General features: G+C 33.0%; 18 protein-coding genes and 1 tRNA gene. 11 read left to right on the top strand and 8 right to left on the bottom strand.

Translation table 11 applies throughout. The features are described from left to right. Positions 1 to 63: 63 nt before the first annotated feature. Entirely contained in the window at positions 64 to 474 is a 411-nt protein-coding gene (locus tag AADI82_RS05765) for a DUF4293 domain-containing protein (RefSeq protein ID WP_341215501.1), read from the bottom strand. 197 nt (positions 475 to 671) lie between these two features. Here AADI82_RS05765 and rho point away from each other — a divergent pair, with 197 nt between their 5' ends. Further along, positions 672 to 2,312, top strand: coding sequence for a transcription termination factor Rho (rho, locus tag AADI82_RS05770; RefSeq protein WP_341215502.1), 1,641 nt, complete (start codon positions 672 to 674; stop codon positions 2,310 to 2,312). 78 nt (positions 2,313 to 2,390) lie between these two features. Here the strand turns inward: rho and AADI82_RS05775 are convergent, their stop codons facing one another. The 6 genes from AADI82_RS05775 to proS form a co-directional block, all read right to left on the bottom strand. After that, positions 2,391 to 2,978, bottom strand: coding sequence for a hypothetical protein (locus AADI82_RS05775; protein ID WP_341215503.1), 588 nt, complete (start codon positions 2,976 to 2,978; stop codon positions 2,391 to 2,393). 139 nt (positions 2,979 to 3,117) lie between these two features. After that, positions 3,118 to 4,383, bottom strand: coding sequence for a hypothetical protein (locus tag AADI82_RS05780; RefSeq protein ID WP_341215504.1), 1,266 nt, complete (start codon positions 4,381 to 4,383; stop codon positions 3,118 to 3,120). Positions 4,384 to 4,413: 30 nt separating this feature from the next. Next, entirely contained in the window at positions 4,414 to 5,001 is a 588-nt protein-coding gene (locus tag AADI82_RS05785) for a YceI family protein (RefSeq protein ID WP_341215505.1), read from the bottom strand. Positions 5,002 to 5,173: 172 nt separating this feature from the next. After that, positions 5,174 to 5,425 carry a 30S ribosomal protein S20 gene (gene rpsT, locus AADI82_RS05790; protein ID WP_341215506.1) on the bottom strand — a complete coding sequence of 84 codons (252 nt, stop codon included), beginning with the start codon at positions 5,423 to 5,425 and terminating at the stop codon, positions 5,174 to 5,176. A gap of 28 nt (positions 5,426 to 5,453) precedes the next feature. After that, positions 5,454 to 5,525: transfer RNA gene (locus tag AADI82_RS05795), tRNA-Glu, on the bottom strand. Positions 5,526 to 5,674: 149 nt separating this feature from the next. Continuing rightward, on the bottom strand, positions 5,675 to 7,153 hold the full coding sequence (gene proS / locus AADI82_RS05800; protein ID WP_341215507.1) for a proline--tRNA ligase: 1,479 nt from the start codon (positions 7,151 to 7,153) through the stop codon (positions 5,675 to 5,677). Positions 7,154 to 7,252: 99 nt separating this feature from the next. Here proS and AADI82_RS05805 point away from each other — a divergent pair, with 99 nt between their 5' ends. The 9 genes from AADI82_RS05805 to AADI82_RS05845 all read left to right on the top strand — a co-directional run bounded on the left by AADI82_RS05805 (position 7,253) and on the right by AADI82_RS05845 (position 18,820). Next, positions 7,253 to 8,308 carry a hypothetical protein gene (locus AADI82_RS05805; protein WP_341215508.1) on the top strand — a complete coding sequence of 352 codons (1,056 nt, stop codon included), beginning with the start codon at positions 7,253 to 7,255 and terminating at the stop codon, positions 8,306 to 8,308. A gap of 28 nt (positions 8,309 to 8,336) precedes the next feature. Next, the gene (locus AADI82_RS05810) at positions 8,337 to 9,854 is read left to right on the top strand and encodes an outer membrane protein transport protein (protein ID WP_341215509.1); all 1,518 of its coding nucleotides are present in this window, start codon (positions 8,337 to 8,339) and stop codon (positions 9,852 to 9,854) included. Between the two features lie 179 nt (positions 9,855 to 10,033). Beyond that, positions 10,034 to 10,711 (top strand): GTP cyclohydrolase I FolE, encoded by a 678-nt coding sequence (gene folE / locus AADI82_RS05815; protein ID WP_034044135.1) that lies wholly within the window; start codon positions 10,034 to 10,036, stop codon positions 10,709 to 10,711. A 32-nt stretch (positions 10,712 to 10,743) separates the two neighbouring features. Then, complete coding sequence (gene cysS / locus AADI82_RS05820) at positions 10,744 to 12,225, top strand: cysteine--tRNA ligase (protein ID WP_341215510.1); 1,482 nt, start codon at positions 10,744 to 10,746, stop codon at positions 12,223 to 12,225. A gap of 154 nt (positions 12,226 to 12,379) precedes the next feature. After that, positions 12,380 to 12,601 carry a membrane protein insertion efficiency factor YidD gene (gene yidD, locus AADI82_RS05825; protein WP_341215511.1) on the top strand — a complete coding sequence of 74 codons (222 nt, stop codon included), beginning with the start codon at positions 12,380 to 12,382 and terminating at the stop codon, positions 12,599 to 12,601. A 61-nt stretch (positions 12,602 to 12,662) separates the two neighbouring features. Continuing rightward, positions 12,663 to 14,390, top strand: coding sequence for an amidohydrolase (locus AADI82_RS05830; RefSeq protein WP_341215512.1), 1,728 nt, complete (start codon positions 12,663 to 12,665; stop codon positions 14,388 to 14,390). A gap of 605 nt (positions 14,391 to 14,995) precedes the next feature. Next, a complete protein-coding gene (locus AADI82_RS05835; RefSeq protein WP_341215513.1) occupies positions 14,996 to 16,852 on the top strand; it encodes a DEAD/DEAH box helicase in 1,857 nt (618 codons plus the stop codon). A 264-nt stretch (positions 16,853 to 17,116) separates the two neighbouring features. Then, positions 17,117 to 17,893: a carboxypeptidase-like regulatory domain-containing protein gene (locus AADI82_RS05840; RefSeq protein ID WP_034044104.1), complete on the top strand. Its 777-nt coding sequence runs from the start codon at positions 17,117 to 17,119 to the stop codon at positions 17,891 to 17,893. Positions 17,894 to 18,070: 177 nt separating this feature from the next. Continuing rightward, positions 18,071 to 18,820, top strand: a complete 750-nt coding sequence (locus tag AADI82_RS05845) for a hypothetical protein (RefSeq protein ID WP_341215514.1) — start codon at positions 18,071 to 18,073, stop codon at positions 18,818 to 18,820. Between the two features lie 25 nt (positions 18,821 to 18,845). Here AADI82_RS05845 and AADI82_RS05850 read toward each other — a convergent pair whose 3' ends face one another. Beyond that, positions 18,846 to 19,499 carry an RNA methyltransferase gene (locus AADI82_RS05850; RefSeq protein WP_341215515.1) on the bottom strand — a complete coding sequence of 218 codons (654 nt, stop codon included), beginning with the start codon at positions 19,497 to 19,499 and terminating at the stop codon, positions 18,846 to 18,848. Between the two features lie 44 nt (positions 19,500 to 19,543). On the opposite strand from AADI82_RS05850, the gene AADI82_RS05855 reads away from it, so the two are divergent. Beyond that, a partial coding sequence (locus AADI82_RS05855; RefSeq protein ID WP_341215516.1) for a Sir2 family NAD-dependent protein deacetylase occupies positions 19,544 to 20,064 on the top strand: 521 nt, incomplete at its 3' end.

The following is a 20,064-nucleotide window of genomic DNA, read 5'->3' on the forward strand; positions in this document are numbered from 1 at the left end:
AATTAAAAAACCCAAAGTTTTCACCTTGGGTTTTAACGCACTAATACTACTAAGATGTTAGGTTTATCGTAATCGATCTACAGATTTTACGAGATCTTCATCCTTTTTGATGGCCTTATTGGCTAATGCCAAAAACACGATAGAAACAATAGGGAGAAACATCCCAATACCTTTCTCAGAAACCGCCGTTTCTCCAGATATGTTTAGAGATTGATATACAAAAAATCCTAGTAAAAAAAAGTTTAATATAATGTTCAGGCGTCCCAACATAAATTGAGACTTCCTATTTTTGTATCTAAATATTGATATAATTGATAAAAATGCTGATGCTAAAAATGTTGCTAGCAAGTATATATTATCGTAAGCAAATAACTTTATGTCATCAGATGCTACCCATAATTCGAACACATAAATTAACCCAGCAGATACTCCTGCTGCGATTAAAAGATATATAGTTTGTATACGTTGTAACATAAGCTCTTTAAAAACTAGACCACAAAAATAATAGTTTCTTTTATAAAATTAGTGCTAAAAATTAAAATAAAGTTGTATAATTGCAGTAATGATTCCCAACAATCACTATTGCAGGTTGTTAATTCTTCAAATTAAAGAAATCATTTTCAGAATTATATCAAAAATTATACTCAACATACTTATTCAATTAAACATCAATGTTTGAAATTTCACAATTAAAAGATAAAAAACTCACTGATTTACAGGAGATTGCAAAAAAATTAAACGTCCCAAAATACCGTTCGTTAAAAAAATTAGATTTAGTTTATCAAATACTAGATCAACAAGCTGCCGATCCAAAAGCTGTAACTGCGGTAATAGAGCCTAAACAGGTATCTGAGGTATCAACAGAGAAAAAGTCAGAAGTTAGAAAACCTAGACAGCGCGTACAAAAACCTGTTAAAAATACACCTGCTAAACAGGAAGAAAAACCTAAAAAAGAAAACAAAACTTCTGAAGTAAAGCCAGTTGAGGAAACTCAAGAAAAGAAAGAGGAAAGAAAACCAATCCACAAGCCTAATCCTAGACCTTCAAATGATAACCAAAAGGATAATCAGCAAAAGCCTCATCAAAAAAGAGATAATAATCAACCTCATAAAAATCAGCACAAAAACCAGAAAAATGGTAATATAGATAAAGGAAATAAAGATAGTAGAAACCGTTATCGTGAACCAGATTTTGAATTTGATGCTATTATTGAAAGTGAAGGTGTTTTAGATATTATGCAAGATGGCTATGGCTTTTTACGTTCATCTGACTATAATTATTTATCGTCTCCAGACGATATTTATGTATCGCAATCGCAAATACGCTTATTTGGTTTAAAAACAGGAGATACCGTTTTAGGGCATGTACGACCACCAAAAGAAGGCGAAAAATATTTCCCTTTAATTAAGGTTAGCAAAATTAATGGCCAAAACCCTAATGTGGTTAGAGATCGTGTATCTTTCGAGCATTTAACACCTTTATTTCCACAGGAAAAATTCAATTTAGCCGAAAAACAAAGTACCATTTCAACACGAATTATGGATTTGTTTGCACCTATTGGCAAAGGGCAACGTGGAATGATTGTGTCGCAACCAAAAACGGGTAAAACTATGTTGCTTAAGGATGTTGCCAATGCTATTGCAGCGAATCATCCTGAAGTCTATCAAATGATTTTACTGATTGATGAGCGCCCTGAAGAAGTTACCGATATGCAACGTAATGTTCGTGGTGAAGTTATTGCTTCCACCTTTGATAAAGAAGCACACGAGCATGTAAAAATTGCTAACATTGTTTTAGAAAAGGCAAAACGATTGGTAGAATGCGGACACGATGTGGTTATTCTTTTAGATTCTATCACACGTTTAGCAAGAGCTTACAATACTGTGCAACCAGCTTCAGGAAAAATTCTTTCTGGTGGTGTAGATGCAAATGCTTTACATAAACCAAAACGCTTTTTTGGAGCTGCCCGTAATATTGAAAACGGTGGGTCGCTAACTATTATCGCAACGGCACTTACAGAAACAGGTTCTAAAATGGATGAAGTTATATTCGAAGAATTTAAAGGAACTGGCAATATGGAGTTACAATTGGATAGAAAAATTTCTAACCGTAGAATTTTCCCTGCTATCGACCTTACTTCATCTAGCACGCGTAGAGATGATATTTTATTAGATGAAAACACCATTCAACGTATGTGGGTAATGCGCAAATACCTTGCAGACATGAATCCTGTTGAAGCTATGGAATTTATTAATGAGCGTTTTAAACAAACAAGAAATAACGAAGAGTTTTTAATTTCTATGAATGGATAATTAAGACTTAATTTTATAAAAAAATCGCCTAAAACTAGTTTTAGGCGATTTTTTTTATTTCAATAAATGAGATTGTATCTAATCTTGAAATTCTTTAACCAATAATTGAAAATAAATTTGAATTTTATCATTTACAGAAATTAACCCTAAAAGCTTTTTTGGGGCAACTAAATTATAATCAGTTAAACTAATAGCTAAACCTCCTGTTATAAGGATTTCATTGTTTTTTTTAATTTTCACAGGTATTTTATACGTCTCTTTAATTCCTGCAATTTCAATATCTATAGATGCCTTAACATCAGATTCATCATCGAAAAGACTAATTTCATTTAAATACAGTAAAATTTGAGGGTACTTGTTTGTTTTTAATATTTTTTTAAAATCATTATTTATTGCTTTACCGCCACAATCAAAACAATCGCTATCTAAAATTAAAGCTGTTTTATCAAATATCATTTTATCATCTTCAATATGATAAATTACCTTAATAGGGTTTTTGAATTTATTAATATTAAACTCACAAGTAAACGTGTTAATATTAGTTGTGCCTCTTACTAACAATGAACTCTCGGGCGTTATAACAACAGATGTGCTTTTTAAAGTTGCATCTCCATTTGTAAATGCCAACATTATAATAATAGAAATGAAAAACAAAATCCTCTTCATAACTTCCAAGTTTAACTAAAATCTTTTACCCTTTTACAATAAACAAAAGAATAAGCCTCAAAGTATATGCTAATATAAAATTATTTCAATAATTGTACATTTTATACCTAGAGGCTTATCTATTTAATTATTCTATTTGTTAAAAACTAATTACCGCTTCTGCCATTAAACCGTTAAACTTTCCTTCATCAAAAATACTAGAAGCATTATACCCATCATGCTTTTGAGTTACATATTCTAATTTTAATAAAATATTATTTGTCATAAACCAACCTGCGCCTAATTGAAATCTTGATATTTCAATATCATCTCCATTAGCTTCTTCAGAGTCTACCTTGTTATAACGTGTTCCTAGGAAAAAGTTTTCGGTATTACCAAATCTATAAATAAGCTCGCCAGCAAACTGTTTAGCAGTTCTTTCTTCAGTCTCAGCATTTGCTTTACCTTTTGCAGATTCTATAGTTCCGAAAAACTCTAAACCTTTATACTTTAAAAAAGGGTTAAACATTATTGCTGTAATTTTATTTCTTAAATTTGGATTATAACGTCCTGATCTAAAATTACCTTTAGTTGTAGCATCTTCATCCTCTAATACTAAATAATACCTAGAACCAGCTCTATCTGCACTGTATAAATAAGATGTTCTTACTGCTCCTGTATTATAAAGCGACCCAGTTAATCTAAATCTAAAATCATCATTAAATTGTTTATCATATCCTAATTTTGCTAAGAATGAAGCTCCACCAGTATCTGGATTATCTACTGCTTGGTTTAATTTACCATTAGTAAATCCAACCATACCTAAAAATCCACTATCGCATTGGTAGTATAACTCAGCACCAACTTCTGTTGTAAACGCATCCATAATTAGGTTACCCACGAAAGGGTTGTAAATAGCTTGTGAGTTATCACTTCTTCTAAAATGTGCGTCACCATAATTGTTTTCCATATGTCCAATTTTAATAGTGGCGTGTTTCATAAAATTACTTAAAAACCCTTCACTAATAAAATCAAGTTTATCTATTTGAAAATAACCACCTTTTACATAAGGCTCTGGGTGATGACGTGATGATAAATATGTGCGTAAATGCATTCTAACACCATCAGCTAACACTACATCTAAATCTAAATTTGCGGTAGCTAAGTTAAAGTTACCTCCTATTTCTTTTAAAGTAACTATACCTGAATTTTCATGGCTTATGTCTTGATATTGAAGCGTAGAAGACCCACCTATTCGTACTTTAACATCTGTAAAGGTTGATGTTGTATCTTTAGGTGCCTCAAAAACATTTACCCCTCTTTTATCTGGTTGCCTATAATTATCTAGGTTTCGGTTTTGAGCGTAAAAACTAATTCCTGTTAATAGTGCTATAAATAGCAAGCTGCTTTTTAATAATTTTTTCATGATTTCTAATTTTTTAATATAGTTGTTAAGTTATTTGTAAATTGTTTTAAATTTTATTGTTATTTCATCTCCAGTGGTTATTGTACCAAGCAAAGCTTTAGGAGGATCTATACTAAAATCGGTCATTTTAATAGTTTTCTCTCCAGATAATGTAATTTTACCTTCAATGATTTCAATATTAAATTCTATAGGAATACGCTTTTTTACATGAGTAATTGTTAAGTTTCCAGTAGCTTTTAATAAAAATTTACCTGTTCCTTTTCTTATAACTTCTTTTACGTCTACAAGCTGAAATGTGATTGTTTTATATTCATCTGTTTTTAAGGCTTTATAAGTGTTTTTATCCATAGATTTTTTTCCACTTTTAAGGCTTTCTGCAATAACTATGAAATTGCATTTATCTACTTCGCCTGTTTCAAGATTTCCGAATACAATATTTCCATTTATCGTTTCTGCATCCACATGCCAATCGTGCAAACTAGAAGTTCCAAATACTTTTAAAGAAGATTCACTATTTACTAAATTAAACTGTTGCGCTTGAAATATTTGAGGTGTTATAAACAACAGAAAAATTAAGTTGAAAATTTTTAAGTTATTTTTTAATTGAATAGTTCTCATTGCATCTTAGTTTTAGTTTACAATGCAAAGTTCAACCTAAACAACTTATTATAATATGATTTTTATCATATATGAAGAGGAAGGAAAAACAAGCAAGTTGGAGTGAACTAAGGCACAAAAAAAGCCTCTCATTTCTGAGAGGCTTTCATATTTTATAAAACTTTAAGTCTAACTAAAGCGCTGCAACATGCTTTGCTAAACCAGATTTTAAGTTAGCAGCTTTATTTGCATGTATTATATTTTTCTTTGCTAATTTATCTAACATAGATACAACAGAAGGAAACATTGTTTCGGCTTCTTTCTTATCTGTTAATTCACGTAATTTTTTAATTGCATTACGAGTTGTTTTATGTTGATATTTGTTAACTAAACGTTTCGCTTCGTTACTTCTAATTCTTTTTAATGCTGACTTATGATTTGCCATTTTATTTTTTTCTATTATTAAAATATTGTAGCCCGTAGGGGAATCGAACCCCTCTTACCAGGATGAAAACCTGGCGTCCTAGCCGATAGACGAACGGGCCATTTGTTTTTAAGTGCGCAAATATAAATAGTAAAACTTAAACTTGCAATACCTTTCAAATAACTCACAACGTTTCCATTGCGGATGCAAAAATACAACTATTTTTAAATGTTGCAAGCACTATATAATTTTTTTTCAAAAAAAAATATATTAGTACGCTTTTGCGAACAATACTCTGCGTTTAGAAGGGTTTCCACTATATACACAAACTCCTTTTTCTTCCTTAGCTTCTAAAGGAATACATCTAATGGTAGCTTTTGTTAGTTCTTTAATTTTATCTTCTGTTTCTGCAGTTCCATCCCAATGTGCAGAAATAAAACCTGTTTTAGTTTCTAAAACGGCTTTAAACTCCTCAAAAGCATCAACTTTTGTAATGTGATTATCCCTAAAATCTAAAGCTTTGTTAAATAAAGTATCTTGAATTTCGGTCATTAGCCCTTCAACGATTTCTGCTAAATTACTTAATTCAACAGTTTCTTTTGTTAAAGTATCCCTTCTAGCTAATTCAACGGTTCCGTTTTCTAAATCTTTAGGCCCGATAGCTATTCGTAAAGGTACACCTTGTAATTCGTGCTGTGCAAATTTAGCGCCTGGTCTGTGAGTGGTTCTATTGTCAAATTTTACTGTAATGTCTTTTCCTCGTAAATCACTCATTATTCCATTGACTACAGTAGTGATAGCACCCAACTGCTCATCATTTTTATAAATAGGAACAATAACCACTTGATTTGGCGCTAAACTAGGTGGCAACACCAACCCGTTATCATCACTGTGTGTCATAATTAATGCTCCCATTAATCTGGTAGAAACACCCCAAGATGTTGCCCAAACATAATCTTGTTTTCCTTCTTTATTTGCAAACTTAACATCAAAAGCTTTGGCAAAATTCTGACCTAAAAAATGCGATGTTCCTGCTTGTAACGCCTTTCCGTCTTGCATTAAAGCCTCAATACAAAAGGTTTCCTCTGCACCTGCAAAACGCTCACTTTCAGTTTTTAAACCTTGAATAACTGGAATAGCCATAAAATTCTCAACAAAAGTAGCATATACATTATTCATTAGTTTAGCTTCAGCCATAGCTTCTGCTTTAGTTTCGTGTGCTGTATGTCCTTCTTGCCATAAAAATTCTGCAGTACGCAAAAATAATCGTGTGCGCATTTCCCAACGCACCACATTTGCCCATTGGTTAATTAGTAATGGTAAATCTCTATAAGATTGAATCCAACCACGGTAAGTATTCCATATAATAGCCTCAGAAGTTGGCCTAACAATTAATTCTTCTTCTAATTTTGCCTCAGGATCTACACGCAATTTCCCTGGTTTATCTGGGTCGTTTTGTAGTCTGTAGTGTGTAACAATGGCACATTCTTTTGCAAAACCTTCAGCATTTTTCTCTTCAGCTTCAAACAAGCTTTTAGGCACAAATAGGGGGAAATAAGCATTTTGATGCCCTGTTTCTTTAAACATTTTATCTAATTCTGCTTGCATTTTTTCCCAAATAGCATAACCGTAGGGCTTAATTACCATACAACCTCTAACTGCCGAATTCTCCGCTAAATCAGCCTTAACAACCAATTCATTATACCATTTTGAGTAATCCTCTGCTCTACTCGTCAATTTTTTGCTCATATTATTGTTTTGGCACAAATATTGTGACTATGTTAAATATAAAAATAGTTCAGCAAAACTAACTATTTTTGTTATGTTCAACAATAAAATTCTGGAGATATGCAATTTAATAACTACTTAAAAAGAAAAATGCCATTTTTAGCAATCCTAGGTTTGCTATTTGGTTTATCGTCATGTGGTTCTTATCAATACGTAGGAGTTGACAATGATGGTATTTATAGTGCCTCAGAAAAGCCTGTACAACAAGAAGAAACTGTTGTAGCTGTTAATAATAATTCGCAAAACGACTATTACCAAAACTATTTTAAAACGAAGTCTTTAGAATATGAGAATATGGCTGATGATGTTATATTTACAGATATTGATTCTTATGTTGGAAATGGTTACGTTGAAAATGATTCTATTAACAACAATTACCAAGGTTACGCTGGTTGGGGTCAAGATAACAATCAAGTTACCATAAATTATATAGATAACGGATGGAACAACTGGGGTTGGAATGCAGGATTAGCTTGGGGTTGGAATGGATGGAACCGTTGGGGTTGGAATAATTGGGGGTATTATGATTCTTTTTGGTGTCCTCCTTTTTATGCTGGTGGTTATTATGGTGGTTACTACAATAGTTGGGCATACAACCCTTATAGATATAGATACGGTTATAGGTATTATGGTTCTCCTTACAGAAACAACAGGTATTACGGAAATAATCGTTATTATAGCAGAGGCATTGCTTATAATGCTAGCAGACGTAGTAGTTATGCAACTCGCTCAAATACTTTAAACTCAAATAATTCAAGATATTATGCTTCTAGAAGAGGGAGTTCTACATCAACTATAAACAGAAATAACTCGACAAGTTCGCGTGTCGGGACTAATGTAGTTAGACGACGTTCTACAACAACATCTCCATCTACAAATTCAACCGTAAGATCGTCTACTCCTGCAGTACGAAGAAACAGAACAGCCACAAGATCTTCATCCAATAAAAGTTATAATTCTGGAACTAGCAGAAGAAGTTCAAATTCTTCAGCCACAAGATCATCCTCCAGTAGCAGGAGCTCAGGAGCAACAACTAGGTCTTCTTCAAGCAGTAGTAGAAGTTCTAGTGGAAGCAGTAGAAGTTCTGGTAGTTCTTCAAGAGGAAGACGCGGATAAAATCTAAAAAAAGAAAAAGTTAATATATATGAAAAAGTTAAATTTACTATTCATAGGTATCCTATCTATGTCTACAATATACGCTCAAGATATAACAGATGCTTTACGTTATTCGCAAGATAACATTCAAGGAACCGCTCGTTTTAGAGCTTTAAGCGGTGCTTTTGGAGCATTGGGCGGCGATATGAGTGCCGTGAGTTTAAACCCAGCAGGATCTGCAGTTTTTAGTAGTAGCCATGCGTCTTTTACCTTATCTACTTTAGAAACCACTAACGACACGCAATACTTTAATGGCTCCGGAAGTACCAACGATTCCAATTTTGACATCAACCAAGGTGGTGCAGCATTTGTTTTTGCAAGTAGAGATAATTCTCCTTGGAGAAAATTCACTTTAGGAGTTGCTTATGAAAAAACAAATAATTTTAATGATAATTGGTTTGCCTTTGGAACAAACACCAACAATCAATCTATAGACCTCTATTTTTTAAATTATGCAGATGGTTTAAGATTAGATGAAATTTCTGCTTTAGATGGTGAATCTCTTACTGATGCTTACGCAGGCATAGGTAACGCATATGGTTTTGCAAATCAACAAGCCTTTTTAGGGTTTGAATCCTTTATTTTAGAACCAGATGATATAAACAATGATGCAAACACAACGTATTCTTCAAATTTAGCAAGTGGCAATTTTAATCACGACTACACCTATGCGTCCACAGGTTATAACGGTAAAATTTCGTTTAACATGGCTGCTCAATATGAGGAAAACCTTTACTTAGGATTAAACTTAAATTCGCACTTTATAGATTATCAACGCTCAACTTTATTGTTTGAAGATAATACCAATGCTGGTTCAATTATAAATGATATTGAATTTGAAAACACGCTTTCTACAACAGGAAACGGATTCTCTTTTCAACTAGGAGGTATTTTAAAATTAAGTCCCGAATTTAGAGTTGGACTTACTTACGATTCTCCAACTTGGTACACCATTGAAGAGGAAACCACTCAATATATAGCAACCGAAAGAGATGATGCTGGAACTAATGCAACTCAAGTAATAAACCCACAAATAGTAAATATTTACCCACAATACAAATTACAAACCCCAGCTAAAGTTACAGGTAGTTTAGCATACGTTTTTGGAACACAAGGCTTAATTAGTTTCGATTATTCTCGTAAAGATTATAGCAGTACAAAATTTAAACCTGAGAATGATTACACTAATGTAAATAATAACATTAGCAATATGCTAACAGATGCTTCAACTTATAGATTGGGTGGCGAGTACAAGCACAAGCAATTTAGTTTTAGAGGCGGTTATCGTTTTGAAGAAAGCCCTTATGCAGATGGTGTTACAGTTGGCGATTTAACAGGCTATTCTTTTGGAGTAGGTTATAACTTCGGAAATACAAAATTGGATGTGACTTTCGACCAATCAAACAGAACAAATGAAACCCCATTATATAATGTTGGATTAACAGATGCAGCTTTAATTGATAGAACAAACTCTAACCTAACATTGTCGTTAAGTTTCAATATTTAAAAACTTAGAATCGATATTTTTAAAAAGCTTGAATACAACATATTCAAGCTTTTTCTTATAAATGTAATTAAGTCCTCAATAAACAGACCAATCCACTACAATTAATTGTTTGTTAATACAAAACATAACAAAAGCGTTTTGTTTATCTTTGCAGACTTAAAATAAGATTTTTTTGACTGATGAAAATTGAAAATAATATAGAAGAATTTGAGTCTTTAGGAGACGACCATATTGGAACTTCATCAAATACGCCATTACGCAATGATGCTTTTAAGCTTTCAAATGAAGAAAAAATAGACATCATAAAAGACGACGTGCGCCATATTATGGAAACTTTAGGCTTGGATTTAAGCGACGATAGTTTAAACGGCACACCAAATCGAGTAGCAAAAATGTTTGTGAAAGAAATTTTTGGTGGTTTAGATCCTAAGAAAAAACCAAGAGCATCTACTTTCGAAAACAAATACAAATACGGCGAAATGCTCGTTGAAAAAAACATTACAGTATATTCAACCTGCGAGCATCATTTATTGCCAATTGTAGGTAAAGCACATATTGCTTACATTTCAAACGGAACCGTAGTTGGCTTATCTAAAATGAATCGTATTGTAGATTATTTCGCCAAACGTCCGCAAGTTCAAGAACGTTTAACCATTCAGGTAGTTAAAGAATTGCAAGCCGTTTTAAACACCAAAGATGTGGCGTGTGTTATAGATGCAAAACATTTATGCGTAAATTCTAGAGGCATAAGAGATATAGAAAGCAGCACAGTAACTTCAGAATTTGGAGGCAAATTCAAAGAAGAAGCAACACGTAGAGAATTTTTAGATTACATAAAATTAGACACGAAATTTTAAATATAAGTTCGTTTAAAATCAAACCAACCAAAATGCAGTTATATCAAAATCAACAGATAAAACTATACAATACACTTACAGGTAAAAAAGAAACTTTCAAACCCATTAACAACGGTTACGTTGGCATGTATGTTTGTGGCCCAACAGTTTACAGCAATGTGCATTTGGGCAACGTGAGGACTTTTATGTCTTTTGATATGGTTTTTCGTTACTTAAAGCATTTGGGCTATAAAGTACGTTATGTACGCAATATTACAGATGCTGGTCATTTAGAAAATGATGCCGATATAGGTGAAGATAAAATCACTAAAAAAGCACGTTTAGAACAAATTGAGCCTATGGAAGTTGTGCAGCGTTATACTGTAGATTTTCATAATGTACTCAGAATTTTTAATTTTTTACCACCAAGTATTGAGCCTACTGCAACGGGTCATATTATTGAACAAATCGAGCTGATTGAAACAATTATAGACAACGGATTTGCTTATGAAATAAACGGATCTGTGTATTTTGATGTACACAAATACAACGAAACTAACGATTACGGCATTTTAAGCAAACGTAAACTTGAAGATTTAATTCACAATACACGCGAGTTAGATGGACAAAGTGATAAAAAGAATCCACAAGATTTTGCCCTTTGGAAAAAAGCCGAACCGCAACACATTATGCGTTGGCCTTCGCCTTGGAGCGATGGTTTTCCTGGTTGGCATTTAGAGTGTACAGCAATGAGTACTAAATATTTAGGCGAACAATTTGATATTCATGGTGGTGGTATGGATTTAAAATTTCCGCATCACGAATGTGAAATTGCTCAAAATGAAGCAGCAAAAGGAAAACCTCCAGTTAATTATTGGATGCACGCCAATATGCTGGAAATGAACGGACAACGCATGTCTAAATCTACTGGAAACACTATAAATCCTGATGAGTTACTTTCTGGAAACAACAGCATTTTTAGTAAAGCTTATGCACCAAGTGTCATTCGTTTTTTTAACGCTCAATCGTCTTATCGTAGTGTTTTAGATTTAACCGATGCGGGCTTATTAGCAAGCGAAAAAGGATTTTATAGATTGATGGATGCTGTAAATTTATTAGATGATTTAAAAGCTTCAGAAACCTCATCACTTGATATTAACGCATGGAAACAGAACTGTTACGATGCGATGAACGACGATTTTAATTCGCCAATTTTAATTGCACATTTATTTGAAGCCGCTAAATATATCAACCAAATAAAAGAAGGTACTGAAATTTTAAATGCTGAAGATTTATCAGTTTTGAAAGATACTATTAATACTTTTGTTTTTGATGTTTTAGGTTTAGAAAACATAAGCAAAAACGAAGCAGGAACCGATAAACTTTCTGGCGCTGTTGATATATTAATTAAATTAAGACAAGAAGCTAGGGCGAATAAAGATTTTGCTTTATCTGATAAAATTAGAGACGAATTAGCCGCAGTTGGTATTCAACTTAAAGACGGTAAAGACGGCACTACGTTTTCTGTAAATTAGTTTAGTTACTTGTCGTTAAGCCGTTTGTTGTATAGATGTTTAGCCTATTTCGACTTAACGACTAAATAATTTTGTCATTCCTGCGAAAGCAGGAATCCATTTTATAAAAATTAAGTTTCAATTAAAAAGATTCCTGCTTTCGCAGGAATGACTGATGAAAAAACTACTTATTGCACCATTCTTGTTTTTAATAAAAGTATATCAAACCTTGATATCGCCATTAACGCCTGCAACCTGTAGATTTCAACCAACCTGTTCGCATTACTCTAAACAGGCATTACAAAAACACGGACTTATTAAAGGGGGTTGGTTAGCCATAAAACGCATTTTTAGTTGTCATCCTTGGGGTGGTTCTGGATATGACCCAGTTCCATAAATAAATTTTAAAACATCAATTTATAGAATTATTGTAACTTCATGGTCATAAAACAACCCATATGAAATTACGAAATTTTCTTTATTCTAGTTTAGTTATATTTTTACTTTTTATTGTAGCGTGTTCTAATTCTAAAAAAGAATATGCTACCATGCTTATTTATGGTGGTACAATTTATACTGTAGACTCTACCTCGACTAATGTTGAAGCTGTAGCCATAAAAAAGAACAAAATTATTTTTACTGGAAAGCTTATTGAGGCAGAACAATATAAGAACAATCAAACCGAGCTTATCGATTTAAAAGGCAAAACTATGACACCTGGTTTAATTGAAGGGCATGGGCATTTCATGGGGTTAGGTTATAATGAATTAAATCTTGATTTAATGAATACCACCAGCTATGAAGATATAGTTGATGCCGTAGCAAAACGAGTAAAAACAGCCAAACCAGGAGAATGGATTACAGGTAGAGGCTGGCATCAAAGTAAATGGGACTCTATATCTGGGGAAACAGTTAAAGGCTTTCAAACACATGATATGCTAAGTGAAGTTTCTCCTAACAACCCCGTTTATTTAAGGCATGCCAGTGGACATGCAGGATTCGCAAATGCCAAGGCTATGGAAATTTCAGGTTTACAAAATTTAGCAAAAGAAGGCATTAAGAATTATGATATTGAAGGTGGAGAAGTGATTGTTGACGAGTTTGGCAGACCAACTGGAGTTTTCAACGAGCGTGCACAATCCTTAATTACTAGACATATTCCAGAAAAAACACCTAAAACAGATATTCAAGCTTTTGAACTGGCGGTTAGTGCTTGTCATAAAAATGGCATTACAAGTTTTCATGATGCAGGTATTCCAAAAGAAACCATCTCGTTGTATGAGAAAATGAAAACAGCAGGTAAAATGAATACGCGTATATACGCAATGCTTACAGGCTGGGATAAAGAATTACTTGAAGAATGGTATACAAAAGGCCCTTTAATAGATACTGATAATCTTTTAACCATTAGGTCGGTAAAATTAAACTGCGATGGTGCTTTAGGTTCACGTGGGGCATGGCTTTTAGAACCCTACACAGATAGACCAGATCATTATGGGCATGAAACCCTACCAATGGATTTTGTAAAAAAAACAGCTTTAGATGGTCTTAAAAATGGTTTCCAAGTATGCTCGCATGCTATTGGTGATCGTGCCAATAAAGAAATTCTTGATAGATATGAATTGGCATTTAACGACATACCAGAGAAAGCCAAAAATCACCGGTTTAGAATAGAACACGCACAACATTTACACCCTGATGATATTCCGCGGTTTTCAGAATTAGGCGTCATTCCTGCAATGCAAGCGATACACATGTCTTCTGACAGACCTTGGGCAATCGACCGTTTAGGAGAAAAACGCATTAAAGAAGGTGCGTATATGTGGCAAGCTTTACTTAAAAGTGGCATTCCTATTGTAAATGGAACAGACGTTCCTGTAGAACCCCTTAATCCAATAGCTAGTTTCTATGCCAGTGTAAGCAGAAAAACGCTGAAAGGCTTACCTGAAGGTGGTTACGAGCCAGAACAAAAAATGACAAGAGCACAGGCCTTAAAATCTTATACTTTAGATGCCGCTTATGGTGCTTTTGAAGAAGATATAAAAGGATCAATCAGTATTGGGAAGCTAGCGGATTTTACTATTTATAGTCAAGACTTAATGACAGTAGAAGAAAATGCCATTTTAAATACTGAAATTGTGATGACCATTTTTGATGGCAATATTGTTTATTCAAAAAAGGAATGATTTTAATTCCGTTTTATGTTCTTGATTTTATCAGAAAAATTATCTAACTAAGTCGTTTAACAGCCGATAAAGTTCAACTGTACTAAACTTGCTTCTTATATCTCTGCATTGGCAACAAATAAATAGATATAAACTAAAAATCTGACTAATGGAAAAAATTTGGGGAATATTAATATCGATTTTTTTAATAGTCACTTTTCTTGTTCGGCAGTTTTTTAATGGCTTTTACAAAAAAGAAAATAGTAAAAAGATGCGAAAGACATGGGTAGCGAAAACTTATTATTGGCACTTTATAATTATGATTAGTGGCTTATTCACAACTTTAGTAATACTCTTTTTAGCATCGGTAAACATTTTAACTTTTTAGGTTTTAAAAAATAAAATTCCCAAAAACCTAAATCACAAATTCTAAAGCGTCTATCGTCAATCGAAAATCGGTAATCGTCAATCAAAAATAATAGTGTATCTTTGCCGCTTGAAAATCCCGATAAATCGGGACTAAAGATTCCTCAGAGTGAGGATGTGTTACTAGAAGTTTAGGTTTAAGTATGTCGATTCACTTCTTTATGTAACACTGCATAATATAATCGAATACTTATACAAGAATGAGCACATTCCAAGAATTAGGTCTTAATAACGACCTATTACAAGCAATTACAGATTTAGGTTTTGTAAAACCAAGTGAAGTACAAGAGAAAGCAATCCCAATTTTATTAGAATCGGATACCGATTTAGTAGCATTAGCACAAACTGGAACTGGTAAAACAGCAGCATTTGGCTTTCCAATGTTAGAAAAAATTGATATTAATAGCAGAACGACGCAGGGTTTAATTTTATCTCCAACTCGCGAACTTTGTTTACAAATTACCAACGAAATGAAGCAATACGGTAAGTATTGTAAAGGTTTAAATGTGGTAGCAATTTATGGCGGATCGAGCATTACAGACCAAGCACGCGAAGTAAAACGAGGCGCACAAATTATTGTGGCGACTCCTGGTCGTATGAAAGATATGATTAGCCGCCGTTTGGTTGATATTAGCAAAATTCAATACTCAGTTTTAGATGAAGCCGATGAGATGCTAAACATGGGGTTTAAAGAAGATATTACCGATATTTTATCGCATACACCAGAGGATAAAAACACATGGCTGTTTTCTGCAACTATGCCTAGAGAAGTGGCAACTATTGCTAAAAAATTCATGAATAATCCACAGGAAATTACTGTTGGTACTAAAAATGAAAGTACGAGTAATGTATCTCATGAATATTATTTGGTAAATGCTAGAGATAGATACCAAGCTTTGAAACGTTTAAGTGATGCGAATCCTGATATATTTTCTGTGATTTTTTGTAGAACGAAACGTGATACTCAAAAGGTTGCTGAAAACTTAATTGAAGATGGTTATAGCGCTGGTGCATTGCACGGTGATTTAAGTCAGAATCAACGAGATTTGGTAATGAAATCATTTAGAAACCAACAAATTCAAATGCTTGTAGCAACCGATGTTGCAGCACGGGGTATTGATGTTGATGATATTACACACGTTATAAATTACCAATTGCCTGACGAACCAGAAATTTACACGCACCGTTCTGGAAGAACAGGGCGCGCTGGAAAAACAGGAATTTCGATGGTTATTGTTTCTAAAAGTGAAGTGCGTAAAATAAAAAGTATTGAACGCATTATTAATAAAAAATTCGAGAAAAAGGAAATTCCTGATGGTGCAGATATTTGCGAAGTACAATTAATGTCGCTTGCTAATAAAATTCACAATACAGAAATTAATCATGAAATTGATAAGCATTTATCGAGTATCAATGAATTATTTGCTGATACCGATAAAGATGAATTGATTAAGAAGTTTTTCTCGGTTGAGTTTACGCGTTTTTATAATTATTATAATAAATCTAAAAACTTAAATATAGCTGAAGGCTCTTTCGATAGAGATAGTGGACGCGAAGGCGGACGAGGTTTTGGAGGGAAATCTGATTCTACACGTTACTTTATAAATGTTGGCGGAAAAGATGGTTTCGATTGGATGAAGCTGAAAGATTTCTTAAAAGAAGTTTTAGAACTTGGTAGAGATGATGTTTTTAAAGTGGAAGTAAAAGATAGTTTCTCCTTTTTTAATACCGAAAATGAATTAAAAGAAAAAGTACTAGCTTTCTTTACAGACTACAAACATGATGGTCGCTTTGTAAATGTTGAAGTTTCTGAAAACCGCGGTGGCGGTGGTAGACGTGATGGCAAACGCGGTGGCGGAAGACGTGATGATAAAAGAGGTGGCGGAAGACGTGAAGACCGACGTTCTAATTCTGGAAGCAGAAGCGACAGACGTGGCGGCGGAGACTCCTATTCAAAACCAAGACGTTCTGGAAGCGATTCAGGCTCTAGTTCAGATAGACCAAGACGTTCAGACTCTGGTTCTGGTCCTTCAAGACCAAGACGTTCTAGACGCTAGTAAAAATAAGTTTCTCGATACTTATATCGGGATTCAATTAAAGTTTTGGTTCCTGTCTTTACAAGAATCAAAACTTTTTTTGTTAATATTAAGTCAAAATAAAAAGTACAAGCTTAAGGTTAACGTTTTGTTTAGTACTTTTACAACTAAATTAGCGTTACCTAATTAATACTATGAAATGAGCCTTATTAATTATTTAATACAAACCAATATTTCTAATGGCGAATTACATCTGACCGATAGAAAAAAATGAAATTTATGCAGATGAAAAACTATTTATTCCTTTTTACCTTTATATTAATGGCTGGGTTTTGTATGGCTCAAGATGCCGATAAAGTAATTGGTGTAGTTATTAATTCTGCTGATGATAGTGCCTTAGAAAGCGTAAACATTGTTAACCTTAATCAAGTTATTGGAACAACAACAAATAATAAAGGGGAGTTTCAAATTTCTGCAAAAGCTAATGACACACTACACTTTTCTTATTTAGGCTTTAAATCTATAAAAGTTAGAGTAACTAATGATTGGTTAAAATTTGGAAGCTCAAAAATTGAACTTACAGAATTAGCATTGGCACTTGAAGAAGTTGTTGTAAATCAATTAAAATTAACTGGTTATTTAGAAGTAGATATTAAACAAGTTCCAGCGGTTAATAACAATTACAGATATAGTATTTCTGGCTTACCAAGTACAGGTTACGAAGCTGGAAGACCAACAGCTGTTACTAAAATATTAGGCTCCATTTTTAATCCTGCCGATTTTTTATATCGCATGTTTGGAAAAAAACCCAACGAGTTGCGTAAGCTAAAAAAGATGAAACAGGATGATGAAATTAGAAACCTTTTAGCATCGCGTTTTGATAGAGAAATGCTAACCGTTTTGTTACAAGTAGATCGTGTAGATTTAGATGAAATTGTAAGTCAATGCAACTACTCAAAAGGGTTTATACAAACCGCTAACGATTTGCAAATACTAGACGCTATTAGCGAATGTTACGAAGAATATAAACTATTAAGTAGAGGACGAAGTAAACGTTTGTGATACTTTTATAGTATAAATTAAAAAAAGAGGAAACAATTATGTTTCCTCTTTTTTATACCATTAATTAACACTCTTTTTGTTAATATTAAATTAATTAGCCTGTTAAAGTCTCTTAATTAAAACACTTAGAATATTTAGATTGTATTTATTTGAAGTATCAATTAACCACAATCGATAATGCATCAACTAAAATTCGCTATCATTTTTCTACTTCCTATATTTATGTTTTCTCAAAACATAACAGGGAAAATTTATGATCAAGAATCAACTGTAAAAGGTGCTAAAATATATAATACAATCAAACGTATTACTACATACACAGATAATCAAGGTGATTTTAAATTATCCGCTTCTGTAAATGACACGTTGATTTTTACTTCTTTATTTCATAAAGAAAAAAGACTTAAACTTATCAAAAATCATTTTAATGAAGTCTTAGTTATTGAACTTAAAAAGATTGTTAACGATTTAGATGAAGTATTAATTACAAAAGAAAACAAAACGTTTAATGAAAAAACTCATACGACAGATTTAGGTTTGCAATTAAAAAATGATATAAAAAACAATCCACATTTATACGGACTACCACCGAGTGGAAACATAGATTTCATAAAAATATTTGGACTGGTGTCTAAACTTTTTAAAAACAAAAAAGTAAAAACACCACCTATAGTTAAGATAACATACAAACAATTTGATTCTTTATTTTCTAACAGCAACTTATTTAATAACAAGCTATTAATTAATGATTTAAAAGTATCAAAAGAATATAGGCTATTGTTTTTTGATTATTGTGAGGCACAAAACCTAGATAACAAACTACTTTTAGAAGAAAACAAAGTTTTACTTTTAGATAAATTATTCAATTTCAGTAATGAGTTTTTTAAAATACTTTCTGAATATGAAAAATCAGGGGCTAAAAATTAACATTATACTTATTGTAATATTATTATTATCGTGAGTAAAAACGCTCAACAATATCGTCATAACTCTTAATTGTTTTTCTACACCAATCTAACCGCTTTTCAAGCATTTCTTCTTTAGTTAATTGCCAATTAATATCGGTTTGTTTTAGCTTATTAGTAACATGTTGTAAAATAATAGCGGCGGAGACCGAAATATTTAAACTCTCGGTAAAACCAACCATAGGAATTTTTAAAAAACAGTCGGCTTTATCAATAACTTCTTCAGATAATCCTTCAGTTTCTCTTCCAAAGAAAAAACACGCTTTTTTAGTGACATCAAAATCATTAAGTAATGTGTCATTCTTATGAGGTGTGGTAGCTACTATTTGATAACCTTTTTGCTTTAAATCTAACAAACAATTTTTTACCGAATGAAACCTGTTTACATCCACCCATTTTTGCGACCCCATGGCAATTTCTTTGTCAATACGCTTTGTATTTCGTTCTTCAACAACATTAACTTCCTGTATACCAAACACATCACAACTGCGTATTACCGCACTCGTGTTATGCAACTGATACACATCTTCGGTAGCCACTGTAAAGTGTTTTGTACGTTGCGATAAAACAGCATCAAAACGCGCCTTACGCGATTTGGTTAAACAACCTTCTAAATGTTCGAGAAGTTTTAAATCAATCATATTTCAAAAATACGGAATGTCATTATAGTTAGTATATTTATAACATGAAAAAACACATCGTTGTACTTACGGGTGCTGGCATAAGTGCCGAAAGTGGTATAAAAACCTTTAGAGATGCTGATGGTTTATGGGAAGGGTACGATGTTATGGAAGTGGCAACTCCTGAAGGTTTTGCAACAAACCCAGAATTGGTTTTAGACTTTTATAATCAACGACGAAGACAATTATTTGAAGTTGACCCCAGCACAGCACATTACAATTTAGCAGCATTAGAAAACGAGTTTAAAGTTACTATAATTACCCAAAATGTAGACGATTTACACGAGCGCGCCGGAAGCACTAATGTGATACATTTACATGGTGAGTTATTAAAAGTGAGAAGCACTTATGATGAAAATAATGTACAGCATTGGAAAACCGATTTAGTTTTAGGTGATACATGCAAAAAAGGATACCAATTACGCCCACATATTGTTTGGTTTGGAGAAGATGTGCCCATGATACCAAAAGCCATTAGTATTTGTGAAACTGCCGATATTTTAATTATTATTGGAACCAGTATGCA

It is taken from the genome of uncultured Wocania sp. (assembly GCF_964021735.1).
GTDB lineage: Bacteria > Bacteroidota > Bacteroidia > Flavobacteriales > Flavobacteriaceae > Wocania_A.

Excerpts from the sequence above, each read along its gene's own strand:
- AADI82_RS05765 (WP_341215501.1), bottom strand. The coding sequence starts at position 474 with ATGTTACAACGTATACAAACTATATATCTTTTAATCGCAGCAGGAGTA.
- rho (WP_341215502.1), top strand. The coding sequence starts at position 672 with ATGTTTGAAATTTCACAATTAAAAGATAAAAAACTCACTGATTTACAG.
- AADI82_RS05775 (WP_341215503.1), bottom strand. The coding sequence starts at position 2,978 with ATGAAGAGGATTTTGTTTTTCATTTCTATTATTATAATGTTGGCATTT.
- AADI82_RS05780 (WP_341215504.1), bottom strand. The coding sequence starts at position 4,383 with ATGAAAAAATTATTAAAAAGCAGCTTGCTATTTATAGCACTATTAACA.
- AADI82_RS05785 (WP_341215505.1), bottom strand. The coding sequence starts at position 5,001 with ATGAGAACTATTCAATTAAAAAATAACTTAAAAATTTTCAACTTAATT.
- rpsT (WP_341215506.1), bottom strand. The coding sequence starts at position 5,425 with ATGGCAAATCATAAGTCAGCATTAAAAAGAATTAGAAGTAACGAAGCG.
- proS (WP_341215507.1), bottom strand. The coding sequence starts at position 7,153 with ATGAGCAAAAAATTGACGAGTAGAGCAGAGGATTACTCAAAATGGTAT.
- AADI82_RS05805 (WP_341215508.1), top strand. The coding sequence starts at position 7,253 with ATGCAATTTAATAACTACTTAAAAAGAAAAATGCCATTTTTAGCAATC.
- AADI82_RS05810 (WP_341215509.1), top strand. The coding sequence starts at position 8,337 with ATGAAAAAGTTAAATTTACTATTCATAGGTATCCTATCTATGTCTACA.
- folE (WP_034044135.1), top strand. The coding sequence starts at position 10,034 with ATGAAAATTGAAAATAATATAGAAGAATTTGAGTCTTTAGGAGACGAC.
- cysS (WP_341215510.1), top strand. The coding sequence starts at position 10,744 with ATGCAGTTATATCAAAATCAACAGATAAAACTATACAATACACTTACA.
- yidD (WP_341215511.1), top strand. The coding sequence starts at position 12,380 with ATGAAAAAACTACTTATTGCACCATTCTTGTTTTTAATAAAAGTATAT.
- AADI82_RS05830 (WP_341215512.1), top strand. The coding sequence starts at position 12,663 with ATGAAATTACGAAATTTTCTTTATTCTAGTTTAGTTATATTTTTACTT.
- AADI82_RS05835 (WP_341215513.1), top strand. The coding sequence starts at position 14,996 with ATGAGCACATTCCAAGAATTAGGTCTTAATAACGACCTATTACAAGCA.
- AADI82_RS05840 (WP_034044104.1), top strand. The coding sequence starts at position 17,117 with ATGAAAAACTATTTATTCCTTTTTACCTTTATATTAATGGCTGGGTTT.
- AADI82_RS05845 (WP_341215514.1), top strand. The coding sequence starts at position 18,071 with ATGCATCAACTAAAATTCGCTATCATTTTTCTACTTCCTATATTTATG.
- AADI82_RS05850 (WP_341215515.1), bottom strand. The coding sequence starts at position 19,499 with ATGATTGATTTAAAACTTCTCGAACATTTAGAAGGTTGTTTAACCAAA.